General features: G+C 39.1%; 21 protein-coding genes. 9 read left to right on the forward strand and 12 right to left on the reverse strand.

Going from position 1 to position 25,001, the window contains the following annotated elements:
- Positions 1-7: 7 nt before the first annotated feature.
- The 7 genes from ACJG85_RS05350 (at position 8) to ACJG85_RS05380 (ending at position 7,981) form a co-directional block, all read left to right on the forward strand.
- Positions 8-1,147 carry an acyl-CoA dehydrogenase family protein gene (locus ACJG85_RS05350; protein WP_409680303.1) on the forward strand — a complete coding sequence of 380 codons (1,140 nt, stop codon included), beginning with the start codon at positions 8-10 and terminating at the stop codon, positions 1,145-1,147.
- A gap of 101 nt (positions 1,148-1,248) precedes the next feature.
- Positions 1,249-1,929, forward strand: a complete 681-nt coding sequence (locus ACJG85_RS05355; RefSeq protein ID WP_409680271.1) for an SDR family NAD(P)-dependent oxidoreductase — start codon at positions 1,249-1,251, stop codon at positions 1,927-1,929.
- Between the two features lie 27 nt (positions 1,930-1,956).
- On the forward strand, positions 1,957-2,310 hold the full coding sequence (locus ACJG85_RS05360; RefSeq protein ID WP_409680268.1) for a four helix bundle protein: 354 nt from the start codon (positions 1,957-1,959) through the stop codon (positions 2,308-2,310).
- A gap of 25 nt (positions 2,311-2,335) precedes the next feature.
- Positions 2,336-2,938 carry a SprT-like domain-containing protein gene (locus ACJG85_RS05365; protein ID WP_409680266.1) on the forward strand — a complete coding sequence of 201 codons (603 nt, stop codon included), beginning with the start codon at positions 2,336-2,338 and terminating at the stop codon, positions 2,936-2,938.
- 1 nt (position 2,939) lies between these two features.
- On the forward strand, positions 2,940-3,380 hold the full coding sequence (locus tag ACJG85_RS05370; protein ID WP_412477102.1) for a hypothetical protein: 441 nt from the start codon (positions 2,940-2,942) through the stop codon (positions 3,378-3,380).
- Between the two features lie 19 nt (positions 3,381-3,399).
- Complete coding sequence (locus tag ACJG85_RS05375) at positions 3,400-4,461, forward strand: mannose-1-phosphate guanylyltransferase (protein ID WP_412477103.1); 1,062 nt, start codon at positions 3,400-3,402, stop codon at positions 4,459-4,461.
- 100 nt (positions 4,462-4,561) lie between these two features.
- Entirely contained in the window at positions 4,562-7,981 is a 3,420-nt protein-coding gene (locus ACJG85_RS05380) for a gliding motility-associated C-terminal domain-containing protein (protein ID WP_412477104.1), read from the forward strand.
- Here the strand turns inward: ACJG85_RS05380 and ACJG85_RS05385 are convergent, their stop codons facing one another.
- The 7 genes from ACJG85_RS05385 to gcvP form a co-directional block, all read right to left on the reverse strand.
- Positions 7,982-8,746 (reverse strand): ABC transporter ATP-binding protein, encoded by a 765-nt coding sequence (locus ACJG85_RS05385; RefSeq protein WP_409680257.1) that lies wholly within the window; start codon positions 8,744-8,746, stop codon positions 7,982-7,984. It abuts the gene before it with no gap.
- Positions 8,746-9,492, reverse strand: coding sequence for an MlaE family ABC transporter permease (locus ACJG85_RS05390; protein WP_290875394.1), 747 nt, complete (start codon positions 9,490-9,492; stop codon positions 8,746-8,748). The genes ACJG85_RS05385 and ACJG85_RS05390 overlap by 1 nt, the downstream gene beginning before the upstream one ends.
- Before the next feature lie 196 nt (positions 9,493-9,688).
- Complete coding sequence (locus ACJG85_RS05395; RefSeq protein ID WP_412477105.1) at positions 9,689-10,537, reverse strand: glycosyltransferase family 2 protein; 849 nt, start codon at positions 10,535-10,537, stop codon at positions 9,689-9,691.
- Positions 10,537-11,061, reverse strand: coding sequence for a methyltransferase (locus ACJG85_RS05400; RefSeq protein WP_409680253.1), 525 nt, complete (start codon positions 11,059-11,061; stop codon positions 10,537-10,539). Before ACJG85_RS05400 ends, ACJG85_RS05395 begins: the two co-directional genes overlap by 1 nt.
- Before the next feature lie 72 nt (positions 11,062-11,133).
- Entirely contained in the window at positions 11,134-12,192 is a 1,059-nt protein-coding gene (locus ACJG85_RS05405; protein ID WP_412465095.1) for a 3-oxoacyl-ACP synthase III family protein, read from the reverse strand.
- A gap of 114 nt (positions 12,193-12,306) precedes the next feature.
- On the reverse strand, positions 12,307-12,693 hold the full coding sequence (locus ACJG85_RS05410) for a group III truncated hemoglobin (protein ID WP_412477106.1): 387 nt from the start codon (positions 12,691-12,693) through the stop codon (positions 12,307-12,309).
- Positions 12,694-12,808: 115 nt separating this feature from the next.
- Complete coding sequence (gene gcvP, locus ACJG85_RS05415; protein ID WP_412477107.1) at positions 12,809-15,652, reverse strand: aminomethyl-transferring glycine dehydrogenase; 2,844 nt, start codon at positions 15,650-15,652, stop codon at positions 12,809-12,811.
- 175 nt (positions 15,653-15,827) lie between these two features.
- Between gcvP and ACJG85_RS05420 the strand changes: the two genes are divergently transcribed.
- Positions 15,828-16,613 carry a hypothetical protein gene (locus tag ACJG85_RS05420; protein WP_409680242.1) on the forward strand — a complete coding sequence of 262 codons (786 nt, stop codon included), beginning with the start codon at positions 15,828-15,830 and terminating at the stop codon, positions 16,611-16,613.
- 43 nt (positions 16,614-16,656) lie between these two features.
- Here the strand turns inward: ACJG85_RS05420 and ACJG85_RS05425 are convergent, their stop codons facing one another.
- The 4 genes from ACJG85_RS05425 to ACJG85_RS05440 form a co-directional block, all read right to left on the reverse strand.
- Positions 16,657-17,043, reverse strand: coding sequence for a hypothetical protein (locus tag ACJG85_RS05425; protein WP_412477108.1), 387 nt, complete (start codon positions 17,041-17,043; stop codon positions 16,657-16,659).
- Between the two features lie 12 nt (positions 17,044-17,055).
- Complete coding sequence (locus tag ACJG85_RS05430) at positions 17,056-17,400, reverse strand: hypothetical protein (RefSeq protein ID WP_409680237.1); 345 nt, start codon at positions 17,398-17,400, stop codon at positions 17,056-17,058.
- Positions 17,397-17,735 carry a hypothetical protein gene (locus tag ACJG85_RS05435; protein WP_409680235.1) on the reverse strand — a complete coding sequence of 113 codons (339 nt, stop codon included), beginning with the start codon at positions 17,733-17,735 and terminating at the stop codon, positions 17,397-17,399. Before ACJG85_RS05435 ends, ACJG85_RS05430 begins: the two co-directional genes overlap by 4 nt.
- A gap of 75 nt (positions 17,736-17,810) precedes the next feature.
- Positions 17,811-18,314, reverse strand: a complete 504-nt coding sequence (locus ACJG85_RS05440; protein ID WP_409680232.1) for a GbsR/MarR family transcriptional regulator — start codon at positions 18,312-18,314, stop codon at positions 17,811-17,813.
- Positions 18,315-18,619: 305 nt separating this feature from the next.
- On the opposite strand from ACJG85_RS05440, the gene ACJG85_RS05445 reads away from it, so the two are divergent.
- Complete coding sequence (locus ACJG85_RS05445; RefSeq protein ID WP_412477109.1) at positions 18,620-22,618, forward strand: GEVED domain-containing protein; 3,999 nt, start codon at positions 18,620-18,622, stop codon at positions 22,616-22,618.
- Positions 22,619-22,856: 238 nt separating this feature from the next.
- Here ACJG85_RS05445 and ACJG85_RS05450 read toward each other — a convergent pair whose 3' ends face one another.
- Positions 22,857-24,881, reverse strand: a complete 2,025-nt coding sequence (locus ACJG85_RS05450; protein ID WP_412477110.1) for a M3 family metallopeptidase — start codon at positions 24,879-24,881, stop codon at positions 22,857-22,859.
- Positions 24,882-25,001 lie beyond the last annotated feature (120 nt).

Consider the following 25,001-nt stretch of genomic DNA (forward strand, 5'->3'; position numbering starts at 1 on the left):
ACATTATATGGATTTTAATTTAACCGAAGAGCAGTTAATGATTCAACAAGCGGCACGCGATTTTGCACAAGCCGAATTGTTGCCGGGCGTAATAGAAAGAGACGAACATTCCAAGTTTCCAACAGAGCAAGTGAGAATGATGGGAGAGCTTGGATTTTTGGGAATGATGGTAGATCCGAAATATGGCGGTGCCGGTTTGGACAGCGTTTCTTATGTGTTAGCCATGACAGAAATTGCCAAAGTGGATGCTTCGGCTGCGGTAATCATGTCGGTGAACAACTCTTTGGTGTGTGCCGGAATGGAAAAATATTGTTCGGAGGAACAAAAAATGAAATACTTAGTGCCTTTGGCCAAAGGAGAAGTAATCGGTGCGTTTTGTTTGTCGGAGCCGGAAGCCGGAAGTGACGCTTCTTCCCAAAAAACCACTGCCAAAGACATGGGCGATTACTATTTGCTCAACGGAACCAAAAACTGGATTACCAACGGAGGAACCGCTTCTACGTATTTAGTAATGGCGCAAACTGATGTTGAAAAAGGACATAAAGGAATCAACGCCTTTATCGTCGAAAAAGGCTGGGAAGGTTTTGAAATCGGACCTAAAGAAAAGAAAATGGGAATCCGCGGAAGTGACACCCATTCGTTAATGTTCACCGATGTAAAAGTGCCAAAGGAAAATCGTATCGGAGCTGATGGTTTCGGGTTTAACTTTGCCATGAATGTTTTAAACGGCGGTCGTATCGGAATTGCGTCTCAAGCCTTAGGAATTGCAACCGGTGCTTACGAATTGGCTTTAAAATATGCCAACGAAAGAAAAGCGTTCGGGAAAGAAATTTTCAAACACCAAGCCATTGCTTTCAAATTGGCGGATATGTATGTAAAAATCACTGCTGCTAAAATGTTAATCATGAAAGCCGCTTGTGAAAAAGATGAAGGCAAAGATATTGCACACTCCGGCGCTATGGCCAAGTTATACGCCTCTGAAATTGCTTTGGAAGTGGCTAATGAAGCGGTTCAAATTCACGGTGGAAACGGTTATGTTGCCGAGTACCACGTAGAAAGAATGATGCGCGATTCTAAAATCACTCAAATTTATGAAGGAACTTCGGAGATTCAGAGAATTGTAATCTCGAGAGGTTTGGTTTCGTAAATTCATCTTCAAAAATCAATACAAAAGCCTTCCTTTACGGGAAGGTTTTTCTTTTTGTAAGCTTTTCAGGTTTTATTATATTTACCCTACAAAAGAATGCTATGAAAAAAAATATCATTATTACCGGAACATCACGCGGTATTGGCTACGAATTGGCACTGCAATTGGCCAAAGCCGGACACCAAGTGTTGGCCATTTCCCGTAAAACACCACAAGCTTTAATAGAAAATGAAAACATTACTTGTTTGTCAATCGATTTGGGTAAAGAAGCTGAATTGGCTGAGGTCGACAAGTTTCTTGCTCATGCTTGGAAGAAAGTGGATATAATCATTCACAACGCCGGTAGTTTATTAAATCGCCCGTTTTCGCAAACCAGTCAAGAAGACTTTGAAAGCGTTTACCGAGTAAATGTTTTTGGAGTAGCCAATCTTACTCAGGTGTGCTTACCTTACCTTAAAAAAGGAAGTCACGTGGTTACCATCAGTTCAATGGGAGGTATTCAAGGCAGTATGAAGTTTGCCGGATTGGCAGCGTACAGTTCGAGTAAAGGCGCCGTGATTACACTATCGGAATTGTTGGCGGAAGAATACAAAGAACAAGGCATTGCGTTTAATGTTTTAGCTTTAGGTGCCGTGAATACCGAAATGTTGCAAGAAGCCTTTCCTGGATACGAAGCCCCAATTTCCGCTGCAGAAATGGCAGATTATATTGCAAATTTCGCCCTCACCGGTAACAAGTATCACAACGGAAAAGTAATTCAAGTAAGTTCGTCTACACCATAGTCAGTCATGAATTATGAGTTATAAGTTATGAGTGAAAGTATCATTAAAGCGAAAAGTTTTGAACTTGCCGTTTCAGGGATTAAATTTTATAAAAGTTTAATTTCGGATAAGAAAGAATTTGTTATGAGTAAGCAGTTTTTACGTTCAGTCACCTCGGTTGGAGCCAATGTAAGAGAGGCTGTTAACGCACAAAGTAAACTTGATTTCATTCATAAACTATCCATTTCTCAAAAGGAATGTGACGAAACTATGTATTGGTTGGAACTTTTAAAAGAGACAGATTATATTTCAACCAAAGAATTCAATACTATTTATCCTCAATGTATAGAAGTCTTAAAAATCATAAAAAGTATCATTATAACCTCAAAAAACAACTCATAACTCATAATTTATAACTCATAATTCTTTGAGCGAAGTCTTAGCCAAATATTTGCCCGAACACGCTGTATTGCCTTGCTTTGAATTAATTAAAAGCAACAATGTGCATTTGAAGATAGTCAACGAGCGCCAAACACGCCATGGAGATTATCGCAGAGCGGTAGGAGGAAAGCATGAGATTACCGTGAATGCAAATTTGAACAAATACCGATTTTTGATCACTTTGATTCATGAAATTGCGCATTTGGTGGCTTATGAAAAATTCGGTCGTTTGATTAAACCACATGGCAACGAGTGGAAGCATACGTTTCAGCGGTTGATGGTGCCGTTTATTCGCCCTGAGATTTTTCCGCATTCGGTGTTGCCTTTGGTGGCAAATCATTTCAGAAATCCTACAGCAAGTAGCGATACTGATGCGCGATTGGCTTTCGCCTTAAAACAATTTGACGAGCGCAAACCCGATATCCACTTCGTGCATGAAGTCCCAAGCGGTAGTTTGTTCCGCATTAAAAACGGCCGGATTTTCCAAAAGAAAGGTTTACGAGTAAAGCGCTATGAATGTTTGGAAGTCAAAACCGGGAGATTGTATTTGTTTAACGCCAACGCTGAGGTGGAAATAATTCCGGGTTAATATGTTAAAAAGAAAGCCGTATTTGTTGTTGCTTACGTCATTGCTGTTATTTGTAATTGGTTTTGTGAAAAGTGATGAAACTTTTGATATCAATATCCATGATACCTACTTTGTTATAGCACAAAACCAATTGTATTGGCTTTTCTCATTATTCTTTTTTTTCTTTTTCATGATTTACTTTATTCTGGAAAAACTGAGATTTCAATGGCAAAGACTATTAGAGTTAATACATGTTTATGGGACAGTATTTTTTACTTTAGGCATGTTTTTTCCTTATGAATTGATGTTTAAATCACCCGAATTGCAATTGTTTGACGATTATCAAAGATCAAATGTATATCGCTCTTTTTTTGCCCTATTTTTTTTAATTGCCCAAATCCTGTTAATTATAAATATATTTGTAGCTATAATAAAAAAACTCAGAATCTTAGCTACTCAGTAACTCAGTTACTCCCAAAAAAATGAATAAAAATTATTACGCAATACTAATGGCTGGCGGTGTCGGTTCCCGATTTTGGCCGGTAAGCACTACCGATTTTCCGAAGCAATTCCACGATATGTTAGGCTCGGGAGAGACTTTGATTCAAAAAACTTTCAGTCGTTTGTCCAAGTTAATACCGGCAGAAAACATTCTTATTTTAACCAACGAACGTTATAATGATCTGGTCTTACAACAGTTGCCGATGGTTAAGCCGGAACAAGTTTTGTTGGAACCTGCAATGCGAAATACTGCGCCTTGTATTTTATACGCATCGTTAAAAATAAAAAAACAAAATCCCAATGCCGTAATGGTTGTGGCACCCAGCGATCATTGGATTGAAGATGAAACTGCTTTTACCCATGATTTACAACAGTGTTTTGATTTCTGTGAAAAGGAAAAAGCGTTACTGACTTTAGGCATTCAGCCTACTTTTCCCAACACCGGATTTGGGTATATCGAATTTGATAAAGCCGATGCTAATCTGATAAAAAAAGTCAACCAATTCCGTGAAAAACCCGATTATGAAACCGCTAAGACATTTTTAGAAGCCGGTAATTTCCTCTGGAACGGCGGAATTTTTATTTGGAGCGCCCAATCAATTACGGAGGCTTTTGAAAAATTTCAACCTCAAATGAACGCTTTGTTCCAAAAAGGATTCAATAGTTACAATACGACTGAAGAAAAGCAATTTATCCTCGACAATTATCCTAACGCCGACAATATATCTATTGATTATGCTGTAATGGAAAAGGCCAATAATGTTTATGTATTACCGGCAACGTTCGATTGGAATGATTTGGGGACTTGGGGTTCATTGCACGAGAAATTGGATAAAGACCATCAAAATAATGCTGTAGTAAACGCCACGGTTATTTTGGAAAATGCCTCTAATAATATTATTCGTTCTAATGCTCAAAAATTAGTTGTCATCGATGGTTTAGATGATTATATTATAGTTGATAACGATAATGTGCTGATGATTTATCCGAAAAGTAAAGAACAAGACATCAAGAGAATTACAGCCATGGCTGACAAATTATAATTCAAAAAGGGCTTTTGCTCTTTTTTTTACATCAAATTCTAAGAAAATACGCATTTTAATTTCTTTTGTTGTATCTTTCATTGTTTAAAATTTTAGCGTTGTGAAAGATTTTCGTTGGTTTATTGTATTGATTTTGTTTTTTTGGACACCATTAACTTTTGGACAATTGTCGAATTTCACCCTGACAGTAACCAAAATTGATGAAACTTGTACCGGAAATGGGGAATTGCATTTTTTAGTCTCCAATACTACTGCCGGGGCTACAATTTTGTATTCCGTTTATCGTTTGCCGGATGTTTCAACACCTATTTCGGTTCAGTCAACAGGCGTTTTAACCGGATTGGTAGCCGGTAATTATCGTGTGATTGCCACACAGTCTTTGGGGAATCAGAGTGGCACCCAGCAACAAGATGTTACTATAGAAGACGAAGTTGTTACCTTAACTTATCAAATTACAGGGAATGATGAAGTTTGCAGTTTTGACGGTTCTATAATCGTTACAACACTTACGGGAACAGCGGTTAATTATGAAATTTTTGCCGGGCCTATTATCAGACCCATTCAAGCTTCCAATATTTTTCCTAATCTAACCATGGGGACATACCAAGTTCGGGTTAGGGACAATTGTAATGATGCAGTTGTTCAAACGTTTACGATTGAAAAGGCGAATACTGACTTAACGTTTGAGTTGTTTGTACCACAATTGGTAGATTGTTACACGGTAAGCATCGGAGCGGAAATAGAAACTTTACTGACTAATGGAGTGATTGCTTATCCTTTAACCATTACTACCACGGTTAATCCTCCCAATGGGCCTAATTTGATTTACAATCAAACCGTTACTTCAGGGTTGTTTTTTACTCAGATTGTACCCTATTTCGAACAAGACTATACTTATACTTTTACCATAACCGATCGTTGCGGAACGGTTTACACATTAAACGGAACTATTACCAATCTCAATAGAGATGCTTATTATATATTGGCTCCGCAAGATTGTACTCACAAAGTAGCCGGCTTTTTTAATGTAACGTCACTGAATTTATTGTCAGGACCTGCCGGTTTCGGGCTATCAATACCCTATGATTTTACCTCTCAAATAGCCAACAATTCGGTTTCGGTTCCCAATATGATTGCCGGAACCTACACTTTTAAAGCTCTTAATCCTTGCGATGAATCTTTTACATTTGTTATTGAAGTTGTCTTATCGGAAAGCCCGCCTTTTGATTTGGTTTATAATGTAACTTGTACCAATGGTTCGGTGCTTATTTACAATATTCAAGAACTTATTTTAACTTCAGCACCGGCAACATATCAACAAACATTACCATTTGATTATACTTCTCAAATCAATTCAGCTAATTATATTGGTTTGGTTTTACCGGTAGGAAACTATGTTTTTGATGCTATAGGGTTGTGTGGAAGCGTTGACCCGATTCAAATTACAGTCAATATTATCCCTTCGCCGGGAGCTCCAATTCCTGTTAGAGGTATTGGTTGTTCGCCGGGTTTTGGGGCCTTGTATTTTTCGGCCGAATTGTCTTCTGTAATTATGCTTACTGCGCCGGCGAGCTATCCTCAAACATTACCATATGATGTATCTTCAGGCATAAATCAAAATGGGACTTCATTCTTCTTGGATATGTTACCGGCAGGGAATTATACTTTTCAAACCTTTGTTTGCGGTATTCCTTTTACTGTTCCTGTTAACATCCAAGGGTATCAACCGGTTACTGATATTTCCATCAACCCTAATTGCGGCTCTTTTGATTTGTCTTTGGCACATAGTTCTAATAATTTAGGGCAAGCTTCTTATTGGTTGCAAAAATGGAATCCTAATACCAACAGCTGGGGGCATCCATTTACAAATGTTGTTTATACTGACGGTTTTATGCCCAGTCTTGCCAATTCTTATCCGCTGACAAATAATGCGGTTAATTATAATTTAGCGGCCTTGGGAAGTTTCAGAGTACTAAAAGTTTTTGATCTTTTTGAGGGTATAACAATCGCTAAATGTTTTGAAACTTTGGAAGAATTTGAGTTTATTGGATTGCCTGAAATTATAGATGTTTATTCCGTTTCTTGTGGTACTACTTTTGAAGTAGTAGTGTTGGCTGAAGGGTTAAATCCGTTGCAATACCGAATTACTACCAAAAACGGACAGCCCTTTGCAGTAGATAACGGCAACTCCAATCTTTTTTCGGGTTTGGAAGCGGCTACCTATAATTTTCAAGTGGAAGATGCCTGTGGAAATTTATTAAACAGCGCCTTTGAAATTGCTAACCCAAATCCATTGGAAATAACAGCCAATACCATTTTGTGTGATGGTGAAAACCTGACTTTATCCGTGCCTGATTTTGCTTTTTTTCAATACCAATGGTGGAAAGGAAATGACACCACCAACATCTTGAGTACAACAAACACATTAGATTTTTTACCCTTTAATGTGCCGTCGAATAACGGAACCTATTATGTAAGTATTTCTTACTCTAACAACACATCATCTTGTTTGAATCAGGTTTTAAGTTACACTATTAATGTTTCTAATGATTTGCCCAATGCAGGGAACAGCAATAGTGTTTCCTATTGCGGACGACAAGGCCAAATTGATTTGTTTTCGCTTTTGATTGGGAGTTATGATGCTAACGGTACTTGGTCGGAACTCACTTCCAGCGGAACTTTGACTAACAATCTTTGGAATTCAGCCGCTGTAGCTTTTGGAACGTATCAGTTTAAATATCGAGTGGTTGGCAATTGTAATGCTTCGGATGAGGCCTTGGTGAATATTACGTTAAAAGAAATTCCACAACAACCCGTTGTATCCTCAGACACGGTGATTTGTGATACCGGAAGTTTAAATTTTTACGCTTCAACGGTACCGAATGCGACCTATGTTTGGAGCGGACCAAATGGGTTTGCTTCCCAACAGCAAAATCCAACGTTGAATCCGTTATCCTTGGCAGACAGCGGAACGTATTCGGTTTATACTGTGCTCGACGGTTGTCAGTCGTCTCCGAATACTGTTGATGTTACTGTAAATGCTTTGCCGGTTGTTAGTTTGAATCAAGATTGTATCAATGACGAGTATGTGGTAACAGCAACCACCACCTCAAACGTTGCCTTCAATTGGAGCGGACCGGATAATTTCAGTAGTTCCCAAAACCCTATTGTGATTACCAAAGCGGCTACCGGAAACTACGACCTAACTATTACTGATGAAAATGGTTGTAGTGTCTCCGAATCCATCAATGTAATTCGCACTATTTGTTCGATTCCGAAAGGTGTTTCTGCTAACAATGACGGCGATAACGATTCGTTAGATTTGACCGGTTTTGGGGTAGAAAGGCTGAAGATATTTAATCGTTACGGTATGCTGGTATATGAAATGGGGAATTATGTCAACCAATGGAAAGGCCAAGATAAGTACGGCCACATTCTACCCAGTGCTACTTATTACTATTTAGCTACTATGGATACGGGAGAAGTAAAATCGGGTTGGGTGTATTTGATGCACGAATAATTAGTCTTCCTTGTTCTGCGCTTTTCTGATTTTTTTGAACAGATTCGACGAATACACAAAGTCGGTTATCGCCTCGTTATCGGTTTTGAAGATGTCTTTTTTGGTGCCTTCCCAAGCCAAAATCCCTTCTTTTAGGAAGATAATTTTATCGCCAATTTCCATAACCGAATTCATGTCATGTGTATTGACTACAGTAGTAATGTTGTATTCTACGGTAATTTCGTGAATCAAATTATCAATTACAATAGATGTTTTCGGATCTAAACCCGAATTGGGTTCGTCACAAAAAAGATACTTCGGATTGTTCACGATAGCTCTGGCAATGGCGACCCTTTTTTGCATACCACCCGAAATTTCGGAAGGCTTTTTATGATTGGCATTGATAAGGTTCACACGGTTGATTACAAAATTTACACGCTCTTTAATCTCGGCATCGGTTTTATTGGTGAACATTTTTAACGGAAAGCCAACATTCTCCTCTACCGTCATACTGTCGAAAAGCGCACTGCCTTGAAATACCATCCCGATTTCGGTTCGCAACGCTCTTTTTTCATCCGGTTTTAACTCCGAATAAATGCGACCGTCAAACGAAATTGTACCACGGTCAGGCGAGTGTATCCCCAGTAAACTCTTCAGCAAAACTGTTTTTCCCGAACCACTTTGCCCGATAATTAAATTGGTTTTTCCGGCGTCAAAAACAGTTGAAATTCCTTTTAACACCTTGCTGTCTCCAAAAGACTTTTCTACATTTTTAACTTCTATCATCAGGTTAACAGTAATTGCGTTAAAATATAATTTGATAAAATAATGGTCACCGACGTCCATACAAACGAAACCGTACTGGCTTTACCTACCTCTAAAGCGCCGCCTTTCATATAATAACCGTGAAACGAAGGAATAGTGGCCAGCAACATGGCAAAAACTACGGTTTTGATAAAGGCATAAGCAATATGAAAAGGAATAAACTCTTGTTGGATTCCGGTGATAAATTCGTTACTCGAAGCAAAGCCGCCATAAACCGAAGCAATCCATCCGCCAAATACGCCTAAAAACATCGAAATTCCAATCACAAAAGGGTAGAGTAGCAAGGCAATAATTTTAGGGAAAATCAAATAGTTTAACGAATTCACGCCCATTACTTCTAAGGCATCAATTTGTTCGGTAACCCGCATAGTTCCTATACTCGAAGTGATGAATGAGCCCATCTTTCCCGCCATGATAATTGAGATAAAAGTTGGCGCAAACTCTAAAATAACCGATTGTCTCGTAGCAAAACCAATGAGGTATTTGGGAATCAAAGGATTGGTTAAGTTCAAAGCCGTTTGTATCGACACTACGCCGCCAACGAAAAACGAGATAAAGCAAACAATCCCAAGCGAGTCAATGATCAAATCATCAATCTCCTTAAAAATCAACTGTCGCATAGCCGACCATTTTGTGGGATTGCGGAAAACTTCCTTCAACATCAAGAAATATTTCCCAATTTGCGATAAATACCGAACGAGCATCATAGGCTTAAAATAATGTCAAAAATAAGCAGAAGTTATGAGTTATAAGTTATAAGTTATAAGTTTTTGGGCGTTTCGCTTCGGGTCGGGCTATCCGTTACAATCTTTTTAGGATTGAATTTTTACCGGGTTATCCTAAAAAGGATTTTCACTACACACGAGCGGAGCGATTGCCGAAGGAATCCCTAACGCAACATTCTCAGAACAACTTTTCTTTCATCTTTTTCCAGCGGTAATTTCGAATAAATTTAGCTTGTTCTTCTGTGACCAATAATGGTTTGTTGGCCGATTTCGCTTTCCAAAACCCTTTGATGTAATCTAAAAAAAGTAGTGGTTTACCTTTGCGCATGGCCAATTTTAACGAAGCAATGACCGTGATGAAAAAGCCGTATCCCAAAGTATAGAAAGCTTCCCCTTGTTTGTAACGAGCTGTTTTATTGTAATTAGCGCCGGTTGGTTTCAGGTGTTTAACTTTCAAAGATTCATCGGTTACTACTTTCCAATCGTAAAATTTACAAAGCAATTCGTCTACAGTGTCCCAACCCATAGCCGGTTTTAATCCGCCGATTTGTTGGAAAGTTGCTTTTCGATAGGCTTTAAAGGCGCCGCGAATATGGTCTTTGTCGGTTAAGTTTTCCAAGAGCCATTCACCATTTTTTTCAATATAAGCAAAACCGCCAACCATCCCGATTTTGTCATCGGACTGAAAATGATTGATGATGGTTTCAAAATAATTCGGAGGGAAAATCAAATCAGCATCGGCCTTGACCATAATGTCGTATTGGTCATCCAAAGTTTCTAATCCTTTTTGAAAGGCCAGAATTACTTTGCTGCCGGGCAAATGAATCGCATCGGAAGTGGAATTAACGAGCGAAATCCAAGGATGTTTTTCGGCAAATGCTTGTACAATTTCGCCTGTCTTATCGGTAGAATTGTCATTCACAACAACGGCTTTCGTTGGCAAAACCGTTTGGTCTGTCAAAGACTGTAACGTCAGTGCCATAAAGGCTTCTTCGTTATGAGCAGGAATAACAATATAGTAGTTCATTATTTTACTTTTTCAGCATAAACCAAGTAGTAACGAGGTGTAATCCATCGCAGCAAAGGACGCAATCCTAATTTCTTTACCGGATGGGTGAATTTTAGGCGGTCAACAATTTTGTAGCCGGCTTTTTCCAACAACCAATCGAGTTGCCAATCTTCAAACTCGTGGTAATGCCTGTCCCACATATCGGTCTTACTACGATATGCCGGTGAAAACCACAAACGCAAAGGAATTGAGATGAATACCTTGTCGGCTTTTACATTTTGTAACACTGTATAGGGATTAAGCAAGTGTTCGAAGATTTCAAAAGCAGTAAATACCTCGTAGTTTTCTTTTTGTAGATTACTTTGGTCGTTGTCTACGTCTTCGCCTTTGGTATTGATAACGGTATAACCATTGTCTTCCATGATTTTGGAAAACGGATTAGGCACACCCAAATCCAGTATGGTTTCGGAGGTTTTAACGTGTTTTTTTAAAAACTGTAAAGTAAGGTTAAATCGTTTGCTCGGATAGGTCTTCTCGTACATAGCGTGGTAAAAAGATTGTCGTTAGGTATTCGGCAAAATTAAACTTTTAAACCTTTGAACGGATAAACTTTTTTACATTCTGTACACAATCGCATTCACATTCATTCCGGCACCTACGGAAGCAAACAAAATGACATCGCCTTTGTCCAGTTTATGATTTTCCAATTCGCCCTTTACCAGTAAATCGTATAAAGTTGGGACTGTAGCTACACTTGAGTTTCCCAGTTTATGAATGCTCATAGGCATAATGTCGTCCGGCGCTTTTTGACCGTAAAGTTTGTAGAAACGTTGGATGATGGCTTCATCCATTTTTTCGTTGGCTTGGTGTATCAGTACTTTTTTAATATTACTGATATCGATACCGCTGGCGTCAACACACTCTTTCATGGCTTTGGGAACCTGACTTAAAGCAAATTCATATATTTTTCGGCCGTGCATTTTGATGTAACGCACATCCGGATCATGCTCTTTGTTGAATGAGTTTCCGAAAAATAAATAATACGCTTCGTCATAAGTGAAAGTAGCGGAGGCATGGGCTAAAATGCCGCCTTCTTCTTCCGTTGCTTCTATGATGGTAGCTCCTGCGCCGTCAGAGTAAATCATACTGTCGCGGTCGTGCATGTCTACTACGCGTGACAAGGTTTCAGCGCCTATTACTAAACATTTTTTGGCCATGCCGGCTTTGATAAAGGCTTGTGCCTGAATGACACCTTCTACCCAACCCGGACAACCAAACAGCATGTCATAAGCAACACATTTCGGGTTTTTAATGCGCAAATCGAATTTTACTCGGGTAGCTAAACTCGGTAAAATATCAGTTTGAATGGCGCCTTTTTTAACGTTCCCGAAATTGTGGGCAAAGATGATGTAGTCCAGAGTTTCGGGATCTATACCGGCGTTTTCAATCGCTTTTTTGGCAGCGATAGTAGCTATGTCGGAGGTTAGTAAATTATCGGTAACATAACGGCGTTCTTCTATGCCGGTGATGTCGTAAAATTTTTCGGTAATTACTTCGTTCGGGAGTGGAAACGGACTTCCGTCATCATTGAGAAAAACATGCTTGGTGAAGTCGGAGTTTGTAACGATTTCCGTGGGAATATAACATCCCGAACCGGTTATTTTTATATTCATATGCTAATGATTTCAATACTAAATTATTAATAAAATCATTAGTCGGATGAGTAAGCTTTCTTTTTTTAAAATAATTGTGAATTGTTTAGTAAAACTTAGTTAAAAATAAGAATGCTATAATTTATCACCTTGTTGTTGGGCAATTTTAATCTGCATAATCGTGCCTATACTCAAGGCTTGGGTTTTGATTTGCTCTGCTTTTTTGCCTCTAAAATTTTCATCTACAGTCGCATAAAAATGATGAAGCCAAATTGTAAATAATTTTGGTGATAAGTAAGATTTGGCATTGACATCCAAATGAATTTGCGTAAGGTTGTTGGTGTATCCGCCGGTGCCCAATATGGCTTGCGACCAAAAAGTGACCAAGATAGGCAAATGCTCTTCCAATTTAATTTTTACTATATCGGTAAATATATAACTGATGGATTCGTCGGCTAACAGTTTTTTGTAAAACTCATCAACAAGTAAATACAAATCGTCTTGGGTTTGAATATCATTCATCATTTTTTATTTGATACAAAAGTAAAACTTATCAAGGGTTTAGCAATAAAACAAAAGGTTCCAAAGAATAAACTTGGAACCTTTAAATTTTTACTGCGTATTTCGTGCTTTTAAATTACATATACGCCTCAATCGGAGCACAAGAACAAACTAAGTTTCTGTCTCCGTAAGCATCATCTACTCTGCGAACACTTGGCCAGAATTTGTTTTCGTGAATATAGTCCAAAGGATAAGCAGCTTGCTCACGAGTGTATGGATAAGTCCAAGTATCTGCCGTAAGCATTGCTAAAGTATGTGGCGCATTTTTCAATACATTGTTGTTGTCATCGGCTGAAGCAGCTTCAATTTCTTTACGAATGGCAATCATAGCATCGCAAAAACGATCTAATTCTGCTAAATCTTCCGACTCCGTTGGCTCGATCATTAAAGTTCCGGCTACCGGGAAAGAAACCGTTGGTGCGTGGAAACCGTAATCCATCAAACGCTTGGCAATATCGGTTACTTCGATACCGTTTTGTTTGAAAGCACGACAATCCAAAATCATTTCGTGAGCGGCGCGACCCATTTCTCCGGAATACAATACTGGGTAATGTTCTTCCAAACGAGCTTTCATATAATTGGCATTCAAAATGGCGTGTTCTGTCGATTTTTTCAAACCTTCAGCACCCAACATCGAGATGTAGCCGTAGGAAATCAAACAAACCAAAGCCGAGCCATATGGCGCCGATGAGATGGCAGTGATGGCTTGTTCACCACCAACTTTCACAATTGGATTGGTAGGTAAGAAAGGCACCAGTTTTTCGTTGACACAAATTGGACCAACACCGGGTCCGCCACCACCGTGAGGAATGGCGAATGTTTTGTGTAAGTTTAAGTGACATACATCGGCTCCGATAGTAGCCGGATTGGTTAAACCAACTTGTGCATTCATATTAGCACCATCCATATACACTAAACCACCATTGTCGTGGATGATTTTTGTGATTTCACAAATGGCACTTTCAAAAACACCATGAGTTGATGGATAAGTTACCATTAAGCAAGATAAATTGGCGGCATGTTCGATAGCTTTCGCTCTTAAATCTTCAACGTCTATGTTACCGTTTTCCATGGTTTTAGTTACGATAATTTGCATACCAGCCATGGCAGCAGAAGCCGGATTGGTTCCATGAGCCGAAGAAGGAATTAAACACACATTTCTGTGGTGGTCGCCTCTGGATAAGTGGTAAGCTCTGATAGCCATTAAACCGGCATATTCTCCTTGGGCACCCGAGTTAGGTTGCAAAGTAGTTCCCGCGAATCCGGTTACTACGTTGAGTTGCTGTTCTAACTTTTTCAGCATAGTGATGTAGCCTTCCGCTTGTTCTACCGGAGCAAACGGATGAATGCTATTCCAATTAGGCATTGATAAAGGCAACATTTCTGCGGCAGCATTAAGTTTCATGGTGCAAGAACCCAAAGAAATCATCGAGTGGTTTAACGATAAATCTTTTCGTTCTAATTTTTTGATATAACGCATCAACTGTGATTCGGAGTGATGGTTGTTGAAGACTTCATGTTGCAAGAAAGTTGAGGTTCTTTCCAGTGAAGCCGGGAAATTATTTTGAGAACTTAAAGCCGAAATGGCGAAAGCTTCTTTACCGGTGGCTTCCGCAAAAATGGCAATGATTTGATTCAAATCGTTTAAAGAAGTCGTTTCATTTAAAGAAATGGAAATCGTTGCCGTATCCGGATAAAAGAAGTTGACTTCGTGTTTTTCGGCTATGGTTTTTACTTTAGCCGCATCAGCTTTTACTGAAATGGTATCAAAAAAAGCAGAGTTGGTTTGGTAAACGCCTAATTTATTCAAGGCATCTGCCAAGGTTACTGCAGAAGCATGTACTTTGTTAGCAATATATTTTAGGCCTTTCGGGCCGTGAAAAACCGCATACATTCCGGCCATAACCGCTAATAAAACTTGCGCAGTACAGATGTTGGAGGTGGCTTTTTCACGTTTGATGTGTTGTTCGCGCGTTCCCAAAGCCATACGCAAAGCGCGTTTTCCGTTAGCATCGATAGAAACACCGATGATTCGGCCCGGCATAGAGCGTTTGTATTCTTCTTTGGTTGCAAAGTAAGCAGCGTGTGGTCCGCCGTAACCCATAGGGATTCCGAAACGCTGTGTAGTTCCGATAACCACTGAGGCGCCCATTTCTCCCGGAGCGGTTAATTTGGCTAAAGATAAAATATCGGCAGCTACAGCTACTTTGATTTCTTTTTCATTGGCTTTGGTAATAAAAGAAGCATAATCATGGACTTGACCGTATTTGCCAGGATATTGCAATATGGCACCGAAGAAATCGGATGAAAAATCAAAAGTTTCGTGGTTGCCTACTACCAATTCCACTCCGATTGGAGTAGAGCGTGTTTGTAAAACGGACAAGGTTTGCGGTAAAATTTCTTCGGAAACGAAAAATTTACGGGTATTGTTTTTCTTTTGGTCACGAGAGCGAACATCGAAAAGTAAGGCCATTGCTTCTGCAGCAGCAGTTCCTTCATCCAACAAGGAAGCGTTGGCGATTTCCATACCGGTCAATTCAATTACCATGGTTTGGAAATTCAAAATTGCTTCTAATCGACCTTGAGCAATTTCGGCTTGGTAAGGTGTGTAAGCAGTGTACCAACCCGGGTTTTCGAATATGTTTCTCTGGATTACTGCCGGTACAATTGTGGGATGATATCCCATTCCTATGTACGACTTGAAAACTTTGTTCTTTTTACCCAATTCCTGAATGTGAGTCAAGTATTCATACTCAGTCATTGGCGCGTCCAAATTCAAGTCTTCTTTCAAACGGATGTCATCGGGGATGGTTTCGTAGATCAATTGATCTATATTTTCAACTCCGATGGTTTTGAACATGTGGTTCAGGTCGCTTTCACGCGGACCTATGTGGCGTAATGCAAATGCGTCTGTTCTCATTAAATTGTAAGGTTCTAAGTGTATTTAGTTGTGTATGTTGCTTGAAAAAACAATGGTTTTTAACGCCAACAAAAGTAATTATTAATGTTCTAATTTTGTGCTAAACAAAGTCTAATATTTTGAGAATTTTTTAACTGAAAAGGCTTCTTATTAACAGTTTGCTTATTTTTAAGGTATGTTAATTTTAAAACGACTTCTCGATTTTTACATCAACAGTAGTGTTCACGTGGCTTTGGCAATGTTTTGTTTGAGTTACGTTACGGTGTATTCCAATGGATTATGCAGACATATTACCTATCCGAGTTGTATTTTTTTCGGAACTATCATTGGGTATAATTTTTTGAAGTATTTTGAAATTGTTCTAAGGGGGAATTTTAGTTTGAGTAAGCACATCGGGGTTTTATTAGTCACCATTTTAGCATTATTTGGCTATTTCTTTTTTGTAATTCGGATGGTAGATTCAATAAAAATACAACTTTTTCTGTCTGCAGCCATGGTATTGGTTTATCCTTTTTTTAGAAAATACGGCATTGTAAAAATGTTTTGGGTAAGCTTTGTAATTGCCTATTTAACTGCTTTTGTTTTTGTAAATGAACTTCCAACTTTTAAAGGGAATGTATATCTCGAATTTTTGAAGCGATTTGTATTTGTGAGTGCTTTGATGATTCCATTTGAAATTTATGACAGTCAATATGATGATAAAGCACTCAATACTTTGCCCCAAAGATTCGGCTTAGCGAAAGCCAAAATAATTGGTTACTTTTTGTTGTTGGTGTTTGTTGTTTTGGAGTTTGTTAGTTGCCATGTCAATAATAATTTCAAAGCTCAAAACTTTGTAATTGCTGTTGTTACAGCTGCGGCCATTCGTTTTTCAACATTGGAACGAAGTCAATATTATTCTTCTTTTTGGGTGGAAAGTATACCTGTATTGTGGTTTGTTTTACTCTATATATTTCAATAAAAAAGCCGAAGACATCTTCGGCTTTACTTGTGTTCATTTTTAGTTAGGCTTTAAAAACCAATTTTTCTTCGGTTTGGGCTTCTTTGGCTTTTCGTTTACCTCTGAAGAAAAAATAGAGGTTTAAGAACAGCATCAAGCCTAAGTAAATGGTAAATCCACCTATCTTATAACTCAATTCTTCTATTAATCTTTGGTAACTGTCTTCGTTAAGATTCATTTGTAAAATCATCAGGGCAAAACCGAGATTGAGTAAATAGAAACCTGTTTCGAAGAGTTTGTTGGTGGCAAGGGCAATTTCTTCTCTGCCCTTGAAAATATCTAACATGTATATTTTGCTGTTTTTAAAAAGGGTTTTAGAAACATAATAAGTCAGGAATAAAGCAATAGGTAAATAGATGGCATAACCGATTAAAATTTTTGTAGTTTCCATGATAATAAGTATTTAAATTAATTTTTGAATGTATTTGGTAAGCAAGTAAATATTGAGATAATGCATCAAAGCTATGACGCCGATAATGATGGCCGATTTATAAGCAATTACCTCTATCAGTTGGTTTAAAGTCGGTATTTTTTCCCAAGAAATTAAAGTCATGGCACAATAACCAATATTCATTAAGTAATAACCCAACAGCAAAAGCTGATTGATTTTATGGCACAAATCCATGTGATCGGGGATGAGTTGGGCTACATATACGTTGCCGTTTTGATAGCAAATTCGGCCCACTTTAACAATGATTAAAATCGTTATAAAAAGATAAATGGCGTAGCCAATGAGATTGAGGTTCATTGCTTTGCTTTTTGGTGAATAATATACGTTAGGTAAAAGGCCAATAACGCTGGAATACCAAACAGAATAAATGTTAGCGCGTCATAGTATCCAATTTGAGCATTGATAAACCATAGTGAAAAAAAGCTAACAACAGCAGCAATATACAATTGTAGTTTACTGTTTTTTGGTTCATTGAATAATAGATACAATCCTAATACAACTTGTATGAATCCTGTTATCATAGTTGAGAGAATTGAATAAATCAAAGAGCTTTCTGAGAAAAATGGATAGGTAATTAGTATAAAGAAAGGTAGTCCAACGGCAAAAGCATTTAAAGATTTAATTGTTTTCATAATTATTGTTAATTTTAAACTTTCAGAAAAAAATGAAAGTTTTGATTAAAAAAATGTTCTTAATTTGTTTTTTAACTATTTCATAAATTTCATTAAAATCTGGGCCAACCAATTGTCTTTGTATTCGGTCATTTTGTCTAAAACATTGTCGGCTTTCAAAACAAAATCATATAATTTGGTGGTTTGCTCTACAAAGTGTCTTTCTTCTGCAGTGCCGTCCGCTTCAATTGATGACACTTCTTTCAAAACTTTTAAAGCCGGCTTGATTTCGCGTTTGCTGCGTTCTTTGGATATTTTTACCGCTAATTCGTCTAAGTCTTTTTCGGCTGTAAAATATTCTCTTCTTTCGCCGGTTTTGTATTCTTTGTATACAATGCCCCAATCCATTAAAGCCCTCAAGTTCATACTGGCATTGCCACGGGAAATTTGTAACTCCTCCATGATGTCTTCCATGGAAACCGCTTCATTAGAAACCATCAGCAGTGCATGTATCTGCGCCATGGTTTTGTTAATTCCCCACTGTGAGCCTAATGCACCCCAAGTTTGAACGAACTTATTTTTTGCTTCTCTGAATTTCATTTGTCTTTTTTATTGATTTTTAAAAGGTCAAATGCAAATCGCATTAAAAATGCTTATTGTTATACCCCAAAGGTAAATAAAAGTTTTTAAACTTTCAAAAAAAAATGAAACATTTTAATGAATATGATTTCAATTGAGTTTTCAAAAGAAAGATTATTTTGATTTAACAGTTTTTATGATTTAAAAAGCATAAACATTGTGAATTTATTACAAAGATTTAGGCAATAGCGTTAAACTGGTTTTGTCAACGTGAAATGGTTGAGAAACGTCCTATTTTAGCTCTGTTAACTAAAAAAATTATTCTTATGAAAAAAACTACTTTACCGGCAAAACAGGAATGTACTGTTTTATCCAAAAGCTGGTATGCAGTCTTAATGTTGCTATTTCTTTTTTGTAGCAATTTGGGATTGGCTCAGGTAACATCTTATTCGTTTTCCCAAACGGCGGATGTATATACACCTATCTCAGGCGGAACTGTAATTTGGACGGGTTATGATGGTTTCGATGACAACACTACCACCATTACATTGCCTACCGCTTTTGTATACCAAGGCGTGACTTACCCTACGCTTTTTGTGAGTGCTAACGGTTATGTATTATTTGGAAGTACTACAACTACTAATACACCTATATCGGCCGGGCGTAACGCTGTAGCAGCTTTTGCAGCTGATTTAGATGCGAAAGCCGCAAGTGCAGGAACAGGCACTCCGGAAGTAAGATGGGAGCAAGTAGGCAACGAGTTTGTGCTGCAATGGTCGAATGTTTGCAGATACGCTGCTTCAGGAGCCGGCGCAACTTCAACGGAAAATCTGAATTTTCAAATTCGTTTGAACACTTCTACAGGTGTCGTGAAAATTGTTTACGGAGCTTGTGTAGACAGGGTTACTCCCTTAACCACGGTTTATCCTCAAGTTGGTTTAGGAGGAGGTTCTACGACTATATATAGTAACAGAACCATAGCAGTCGGTACGGGAGATTGGATCAATTCTACCGCAGGAACTGCTAATAACAACACTATGGCCTTTAACGGATCAACAGTTCCAAGTAGTGGTTTAACATATACTTGGACACCGCCATCATGTGCAGCACCAACTGCATTGACCGCAGGGAATTTAACTTTTACCAGCGCTACTATTTCTTGGACAGCCTCTGTTTCTGCACCTGTAAACGGTTATGAATACGAAGTTAGAACTTCCGGTGCCGCAGGAAGTGGTGCTGTCGGCTTAGTTTCAAGCGGAACTACTAGTAGTTTAAATGCTCCGATAAGTGGATTAACAGCAAACACTACTTACAGCTTCTATGTAAGGTCAAATTGTGGTTCCGGTAATTTCAGTGCTTGGAGTTCTTCAACTTTTTTTACCGGACATTGTGTCCCATCATCGACTTCTAATGCTACTTATATCAATAATTTCTCAACAACCGGAGGAAGCACTAATATTTCAAACTTGGCTTCAGGTTATGCGGCTACCGGTTATCAAAATAACTATGCTACCTCTGTAGTGAGTCAATACCCAACAGGAACTATCAACTTTACCTCTGAAATTGTCGGAGGGACTGTCGGTACCAGTATTTGGGTAGATTGGAATAATGATTTGGTATTTGATAATGCTACCGAAAGAGTCTTCGTTACTACGGCATTCGGAAACAATCAAACCGGAAGTTTTGTCGTGCCAAACGGAACGGCACTTGGAGATTACAGAATGAGAATCAGAGTAGATTTTAATGCCATTGCCCCTGATGCTTGTGCTTCCACCAATACAAGAACAGAAGCAGAAGATTACAAACTTACGGTAATTGCACAACCAAGTTGTTTAGCACCTTCCGGATTAACTGTAGGAACCACTACAGCTACAGGTGCTACTTTTAACTGGACGGCTTCTGTTTCAACTAATAATGGTTACGATTATTATTATTCAACTTCTAATACTGCTCCAACATCAGGTACAACGCCTTCAGGTAGTGTTGGACAAGGAGTGGTAACTGCAACAGTTTCAGGATTAACACCAAGTACGGATTATTTCGTTTGGATCAGAACTAATTGTGATGCTAATGGTTTGAGTGATTGGACTTCTGCACCGGTTACTTTTAAAACGTTATGTAATCCACCGGTAATTACTGCAACTACTCCTGGTTCGGTATGTGGTCAAGGAAGTGTTTCCTTAAGCGCAACTTCAAATGAAGGAACAATCAAATGGTATGCTGCCTCAACCGGCGGAAGTGCATTAGGTACAGGAAACACTTTCAATACACCGGTTATTTCTACTACAACATCATATTGGGCTGAGGCCAGTGTAAGCGGAAATCAATCATCTGTTGGTCCGGTTTCACCAACTGCCCAAGGTGGTACAATAGGCACTCAAACAACCGCTTGGAATGTAAACTTTACAGCTTTGGAAAATATTACACTTATCTCTGTAGATGTTTACCCAATGACTGCTGGCCAAACAGCAGCCATCGCCGTTAGAAACAGTTCAGGGACTGTTATTGCTACTTATCCTTTCACAACCAATGTTTCCGGAGGTACTACGGCTCAGACAGTGGTTTTAAACCACTCATTAACTGCTGGGAATTATCAATTGTACCCAACTTTGCCAACAGCAGGTGTAAGGAGAAATACTTCAGGTGCAGTTTACCCTTATACTTCGCCATCAATTAATATCACCGGTAATGGCTTTGATGCGGCTTATTTTATGTGCTTCTATAACTGGCAAGTTGCTTCAGTTTGTTCTTCTCCAAGAACTGAGGTTGTGGCTACCGTAACGACATCTCCGACTTTAACATTAAGTACAACTACAGCCACGATTTGTCCGGGTACTGCAACTGCACCAGTGACATTGAGTGCCGGTTCATCAGATTACGATACTTATACTTGGACGCCTGCTGAGAGCGTAACCGGTAACGCTGTAAATGGTTGGGTTTTCAATCCGACAGTTAATACTAACTATGTTTTGACAGCATCACAATCATCGGGAGCGTTATGTCAAACTACTGCTGGTTTTTCAGTTTTTGTTAATCCAAGCCCGATTATTTCAGCTTCTGCTGCCTCCGCTGCTATTTGTGAAGGCACTTCAACAACGTTAACTGCTAACGATACGAAAGTAATTGGAACTGCTACAACATTAACCGTGCAAACTGAACAGCCTACTGCTTTTTGTAATCGTTGGGATCAGTATTGGAATCAAACCATATTTACTGCAGCTGAGCTTCAAGCTGCCGGATTAACCGCAGGTAATATTACCTCTATTGCATACAATATAACTTCTTTGGGCTCGGGTACTAATGTTACAAATTTTTCAGTTCGTATTGGAACTACTATCGAAAACACTGTAACTTCTTTCCAAACAACCGGTTTAACAACGGTTTATGGTCCTGCAACTTATACTCATGCCATTGGTGTTAATACAATTACATTCGATACACCATATTTGTGGGACGGAATATCTAATATCGTTTTAGATATCAGACAAGATGGTGCCGACAGTACTAATAATGCCATTACTTATTATACGGCAACGGCTCAAAATATGACCATTTCGGCTACAACCGGTACTGATAGTGCTGTAACAACACTGCAAGATCTTGTAGCGACCAATTCAACCAGTGCCACTGTTGCTACCTCATTAAGACGTTTGAATGTTATTTTTGGTGCTTCTGCCTCAGGGGTTACTTGGTCATGGAATCCGGGAGCATTAACCGGTAATTCCGTGTCGGTTAGTCCTACAGAAACTACAACTTATACTGTCACAGCAACCAACACTAATACAACTTGTACAACTCAGGCAAGCGTTGAAGTAGTGGTTAATGCAGCGCCAACACCTACAGGAAACCCAACTCAAATTTTCAACGTTAACGATCCTGCTGAAGCTACTATCGCTTCTTTAGTGGTTACCGGAGATAATTTAACGTGGTTTGCCTCAGAGGACGATGCCATCGATAATTTAAATCCTTTAGCTACCGGAACTCAATTGGTTAGCGGTACTACTTACTACGTAGTAAGTACTTCTGCTCAAGGTTGTCGTAGTGCTGCCTTTGCCGTAACAGTTACCGTAACTTTAGGAAACAATTCATTTGACTTAGCCGGTTTAAAATTGTACCCTAATCCGGTGAACTCATTGTTGAATGTAGATTATACTGATACCATCACGGCTATCGAAATATTCAATATTGTAGGTCAAAAAGTAACTGCTAAAAACGTAAATGCTTTAAGCACTACAGTAGACATGTCAAACTTAGCCGCCGGTACTTACTTTGTAAAAGTACAAGCTGCTAATGCTGCCAGAACAATTAAAGTGGTGAAAAACTAATTGTCATTTCACACCATAAAGAAAGCCACCGAAAGGTGGCTTTTTTGTTTTTAGGAGTAGGGCGTTCCCCCGATAAGTATAATCTGCTTTGACCCGAATATTTGGCTATCGGGGTCGGGCTGTCCGCAGTACGCGGTACTTGCTCCCATCCCTAACGCGGGCATAGTGCACAAAAAAACCGAAGTGTTAACTCCGGTTCAAATCTTAAATCAAAAATCGTTACTCTTCAATCAACAATCTAAATCAATCCCGCGCGTTTCAGCAAAGCTTCCGGTTTCGGTTCTTGCCCGCGGAAACGTTTGTAGAGTTCCATTGGTAATTCGGTGCCGCCTTTCGAGAGTACATTATCTTTGAATTTAGCAGCAACTTCCTTGTCGAAAATGCCTCGCTCTTGGAAATACGCAAAAGCATCCGCATCCAATACTTCCGCCCATTTGTAACTGTAATAACCCGAAGAGTAACCGCCTTGGAAAATATGCGAAAACGAAACACTCATACAGTTTTCGGCTACATCAGGATACAAAGAAGCGATTTCCATAGCCGCTTTTTCAAACGCTTTTACATTGTCTATGGTTTGCGCTTTGTCGTGATATGCCATGTCTAAAATCCCGAAACTCAACTGGCGTAATGTAGCCATACCTTCTAAAAAGCTCGCACTTTCTTTAATTTTGTCGACATATTGTTGCGGAATGATTTCACCGGTTTCATAATGTTTGGCAAACAACGCCAAGGCTTCCGGTTCGTAACACCAATTTTCCATAATCTGACTCGGCAATTCCACAAAATCCCAGTATACTGAGGTGCCCGATAAACTCGGATATGTCGTATTGGCTAACATGCCATGTAGCGCGTGACCGAATTCATGGAACAAAGTCGTTACTTCATTAAAAGTTAATAAAGAAGGTTTGGTTTCTGTTGGCGGCGTGAAATTACACACAATCGAAACATGCGGTCTTTCGTTGACACCATTTTTGATATATTGCGGTTTGAACGATGTCATCCAAGCGCCATTGCGTTTCCCTTTTCTCGGGAAGAAATCGGCGTAGAAAACCGCTACCAGTTGACCTTCAAAGTCTACTACTTCAAAAGTTTGCACATCGGCGTGGTATTTATCAATGTCGTAGACTTCTTTAAAAGTGATGCCGAATAATTTTTCAGCCACGGTAAACGCACCGTTCAACACGTTTTCCAGTTGGAAATACGGTTTTAAAATCTCGTCGTCTAAACTGAATAATTTTTGCTTCAATTTCTCAGAATAGTAAGCGCCGTCCCATTTTTCCAACTGTTCCAATCCGTCGAGTGCTGCCGCGAATGCGGTTAGTTCGGCAAACTCTTTTTCCGCAGCCGATTTGGCTTTGGCCAGTAAATCATTCAAAAACGATTGTACCTTTTCGGGTGTTTGCGCCATGCGCTCTTCCAGAACAAAATGCGCATGCGATTCGTAGCCTAACAATTGCGCTCTTTCGTGACGCAATTTCACTATGTTTTTCACGTTCTCTTGGTTGTCGTAATCGTTTTCCTGAAAGGCTTTTTTGCCGGCGGCTATGGCCATTTCTTTGCGCAATTCGCGGTTGTCAACATAGGTTACAAACGGCAAATAACTCGGAAAATCTAAGGTGAACAGCCAACCGTCTAAATCGTCAGCTTTGGCTAAGGAACGCGCCATTTCTTTGGCACCATCGGGTAAGCCTTGTAAATCGGCTTCGTTGGAAATGTGCAGTTTGTAGCTGTTGGTTTCGGCCAATACATTTTCGCCAAAAGTCAGTTTGAGTTTGGCTAAAGTTTTGTCGATTTCGCGTAAAATTTCCTTTTTATCTTCGGAAAGTAAAGCACCGTTTCGGGTAAAGCTTTTGTATTTTTTATCGAGCAAAGTGGCTTGCTCAGGCGCTAAATTCAGTTGGTCTTTTTGCTCATAAACGGCTTTGACTCTTTTAAATAAATCCTCATTTAAGGTGATGTCGTTACCAAAAGCGGTTAGCAAAGGCGAAACCTCTTGGGCAATTTTTTGCATTTCGTCGCTAGTTTCGGCCGAATTCAAGTTGAAGAATATAGACGACAATCGGTCTAAGGCTTGTCCGGCAAAATCTAATGCTTCGATGGTGTTTTCAAAAGTCGGCGATTCCGGATTGTTGATGATAGCGTCAATTTCGGCGCGCGCTTTGGCAATATTTTCTTCAAACGCCGGTTGGTAATCCTCAATTTTGATTTGAGAAAATGGCGCAGTATTGTGTTTGGTTTGGAATGTTGAAGTTAAGATTTTCATTTTTTTGTTTTATTTCGCTACGCTCCATACAGTGCGGTTAGCCTTGGGTCACAGAGTTTCACAGAGCATCTGAGAGGTTCACAGAGTATTTCTTTGTGTAGCTCTGTTTTTTCTATGTGT

The sequence above is a fragment of the Flavobacterium mekongense genome, from assembly GCF_047038255.1.
Lineage (GTDB): Bacteria > Bacteroidota > Bacteroidia > Flavobacteriales > Flavobacteriaceae > Flavobacterium > Flavobacterium mekongense.

What these genes read in the sequence shown, in the direction of transcription:
- ACJG85_RS05360 (WP_409680268.1), top strand. Translation starts at nt 1,957, where the DNA reads ATGAGTGAAAGTATCATTAAAGCGAAAAGTTTTGAACTTGCCGTTTCA.
- ACJG85_RS05355 (WP_409680271.1), top strand. Translation starts at nt 1,249, where the DNA reads ATGAAAAAAAATATCATTATTACCGGAACATCACGCGGTATTGGCTAC.
- ACJG85_RS05420 (WP_409680242.1), top strand. Translation starts at nt 15,828, where the DNA reads ATGTTAATTTTAAAACGACTTCTCGATTTTTACATCAACAGTAGTGTT.
- ACJG85_RS05440 (WP_409680232.1), bottom strand. Translation starts at nt 18,314, where the DNA reads ATGAAATTCAGAGAAGCAAAAAATAAGTTCGTTCAAACTTGGGGTGCA.
- ACJG85_RS05425 (WP_412477108.1), bottom strand. Translation starts at nt 17,043, where the DNA reads ATGGAAACTACAAAAATTTTAATCGGTTATGCCATCTATTTACCTATT.
- ACJG85_RS05370 (WP_412477102.1), top strand. Translation starts at nt 2,940, where the DNA reads ATGTTAAAAAGAAAGCCGTATTTGTTGTTGCTTACGTCATTGCTGTTA.
- ACJG85_RS05445 (WP_412477109.1), top strand. Translation starts at nt 18,620, where the DNA reads ATGAAAAAAACTACTTTACCGGCAAAACAGGAATGTACTGTTTTATCC.
- ACJG85_RS05405 (WP_412465095.1), bottom strand. Translation starts at nt 12,192, where the DNA reads ATGAATATAAAAATAACCGGTTCGGGATGTTATATTCCCACGGAAATC.
- ACJG85_RS05390 (WP_290875394.1), bottom strand. Translation starts at nt 9,492, where the DNA reads ATGATGCTCGTTCGGTATTTATCGCAAATTGGGAAATATTTCTTGATG.
- ACJG85_RS05450 (WP_412477110.1), bottom strand. Translation starts at nt 24,881, where the DNA reads ATGAAAATCTTAACTTCAACATTCCAAACCAAACACAATACTGCGCCA.
- ACJG85_RS05385 (WP_409680257.1), bottom strand. Translation starts at nt 8,746, where the DNA reads ATGATAGAAGTTAAAAATGTAGAAAAGTCTTTTGGAGACAGCAAGGTG.
- gcvP (WP_412477107.1), bottom strand. Translation starts at nt 15,652, where the DNA reads ATGAGAACAGACGCATTTGCATTACGCCACATAGGTCCGCGTGAAAGC.
- ACJG85_RS05435 (WP_409680235.1), bottom strand. Translation starts at nt 17,735, where the DNA reads ATGAAAACAATTAAATCTTTAAATGCTTTTGCCGTTGGACTACCTTTC.
- ACJG85_RS05395 (WP_412477105.1), bottom strand. Translation starts at nt 10,537, where the DNA reads ATGAACTACTATATTGTTATTCCTGCTCATAACGAAGAAGCCTTTATG.
- ACJG85_RS05400 (WP_409680253.1), bottom strand. Translation starts at nt 11,061, where the DNA reads ATGTACGAGAAGACCTATCCGAGCAAACGATTTAACCTTACTTTACAG.
- ACJG85_RS05430 (WP_409680237.1), bottom strand. Translation starts at nt 17,400, where the DNA reads ATGAACCTCAATCTCATTGGCTACGCCATTTATCTTTTTATAACGATT.
- ACJG85_RS05375 (WP_412477103.1), top strand. Translation starts at nt 3,400, where the DNA reads ATGAATAAAAATTATTACGCAATACTAATGGCTGGCGGTGTCGGTTCC.
- ACJG85_RS05410 (WP_412477106.1), bottom strand. Translation starts at nt 12,693, where the DNA reads ATGAATGATATTCAAACCCAAGACGATTTGTATTTACTTGTTGATGAG.
- ACJG85_RS05350 (WP_409680303.1), top strand. Translation starts at nt 8, where the DNA reads ATGGATTTTAATTTAACCGAAGAGCAGTTAATGATTCAACAAGCGGCA.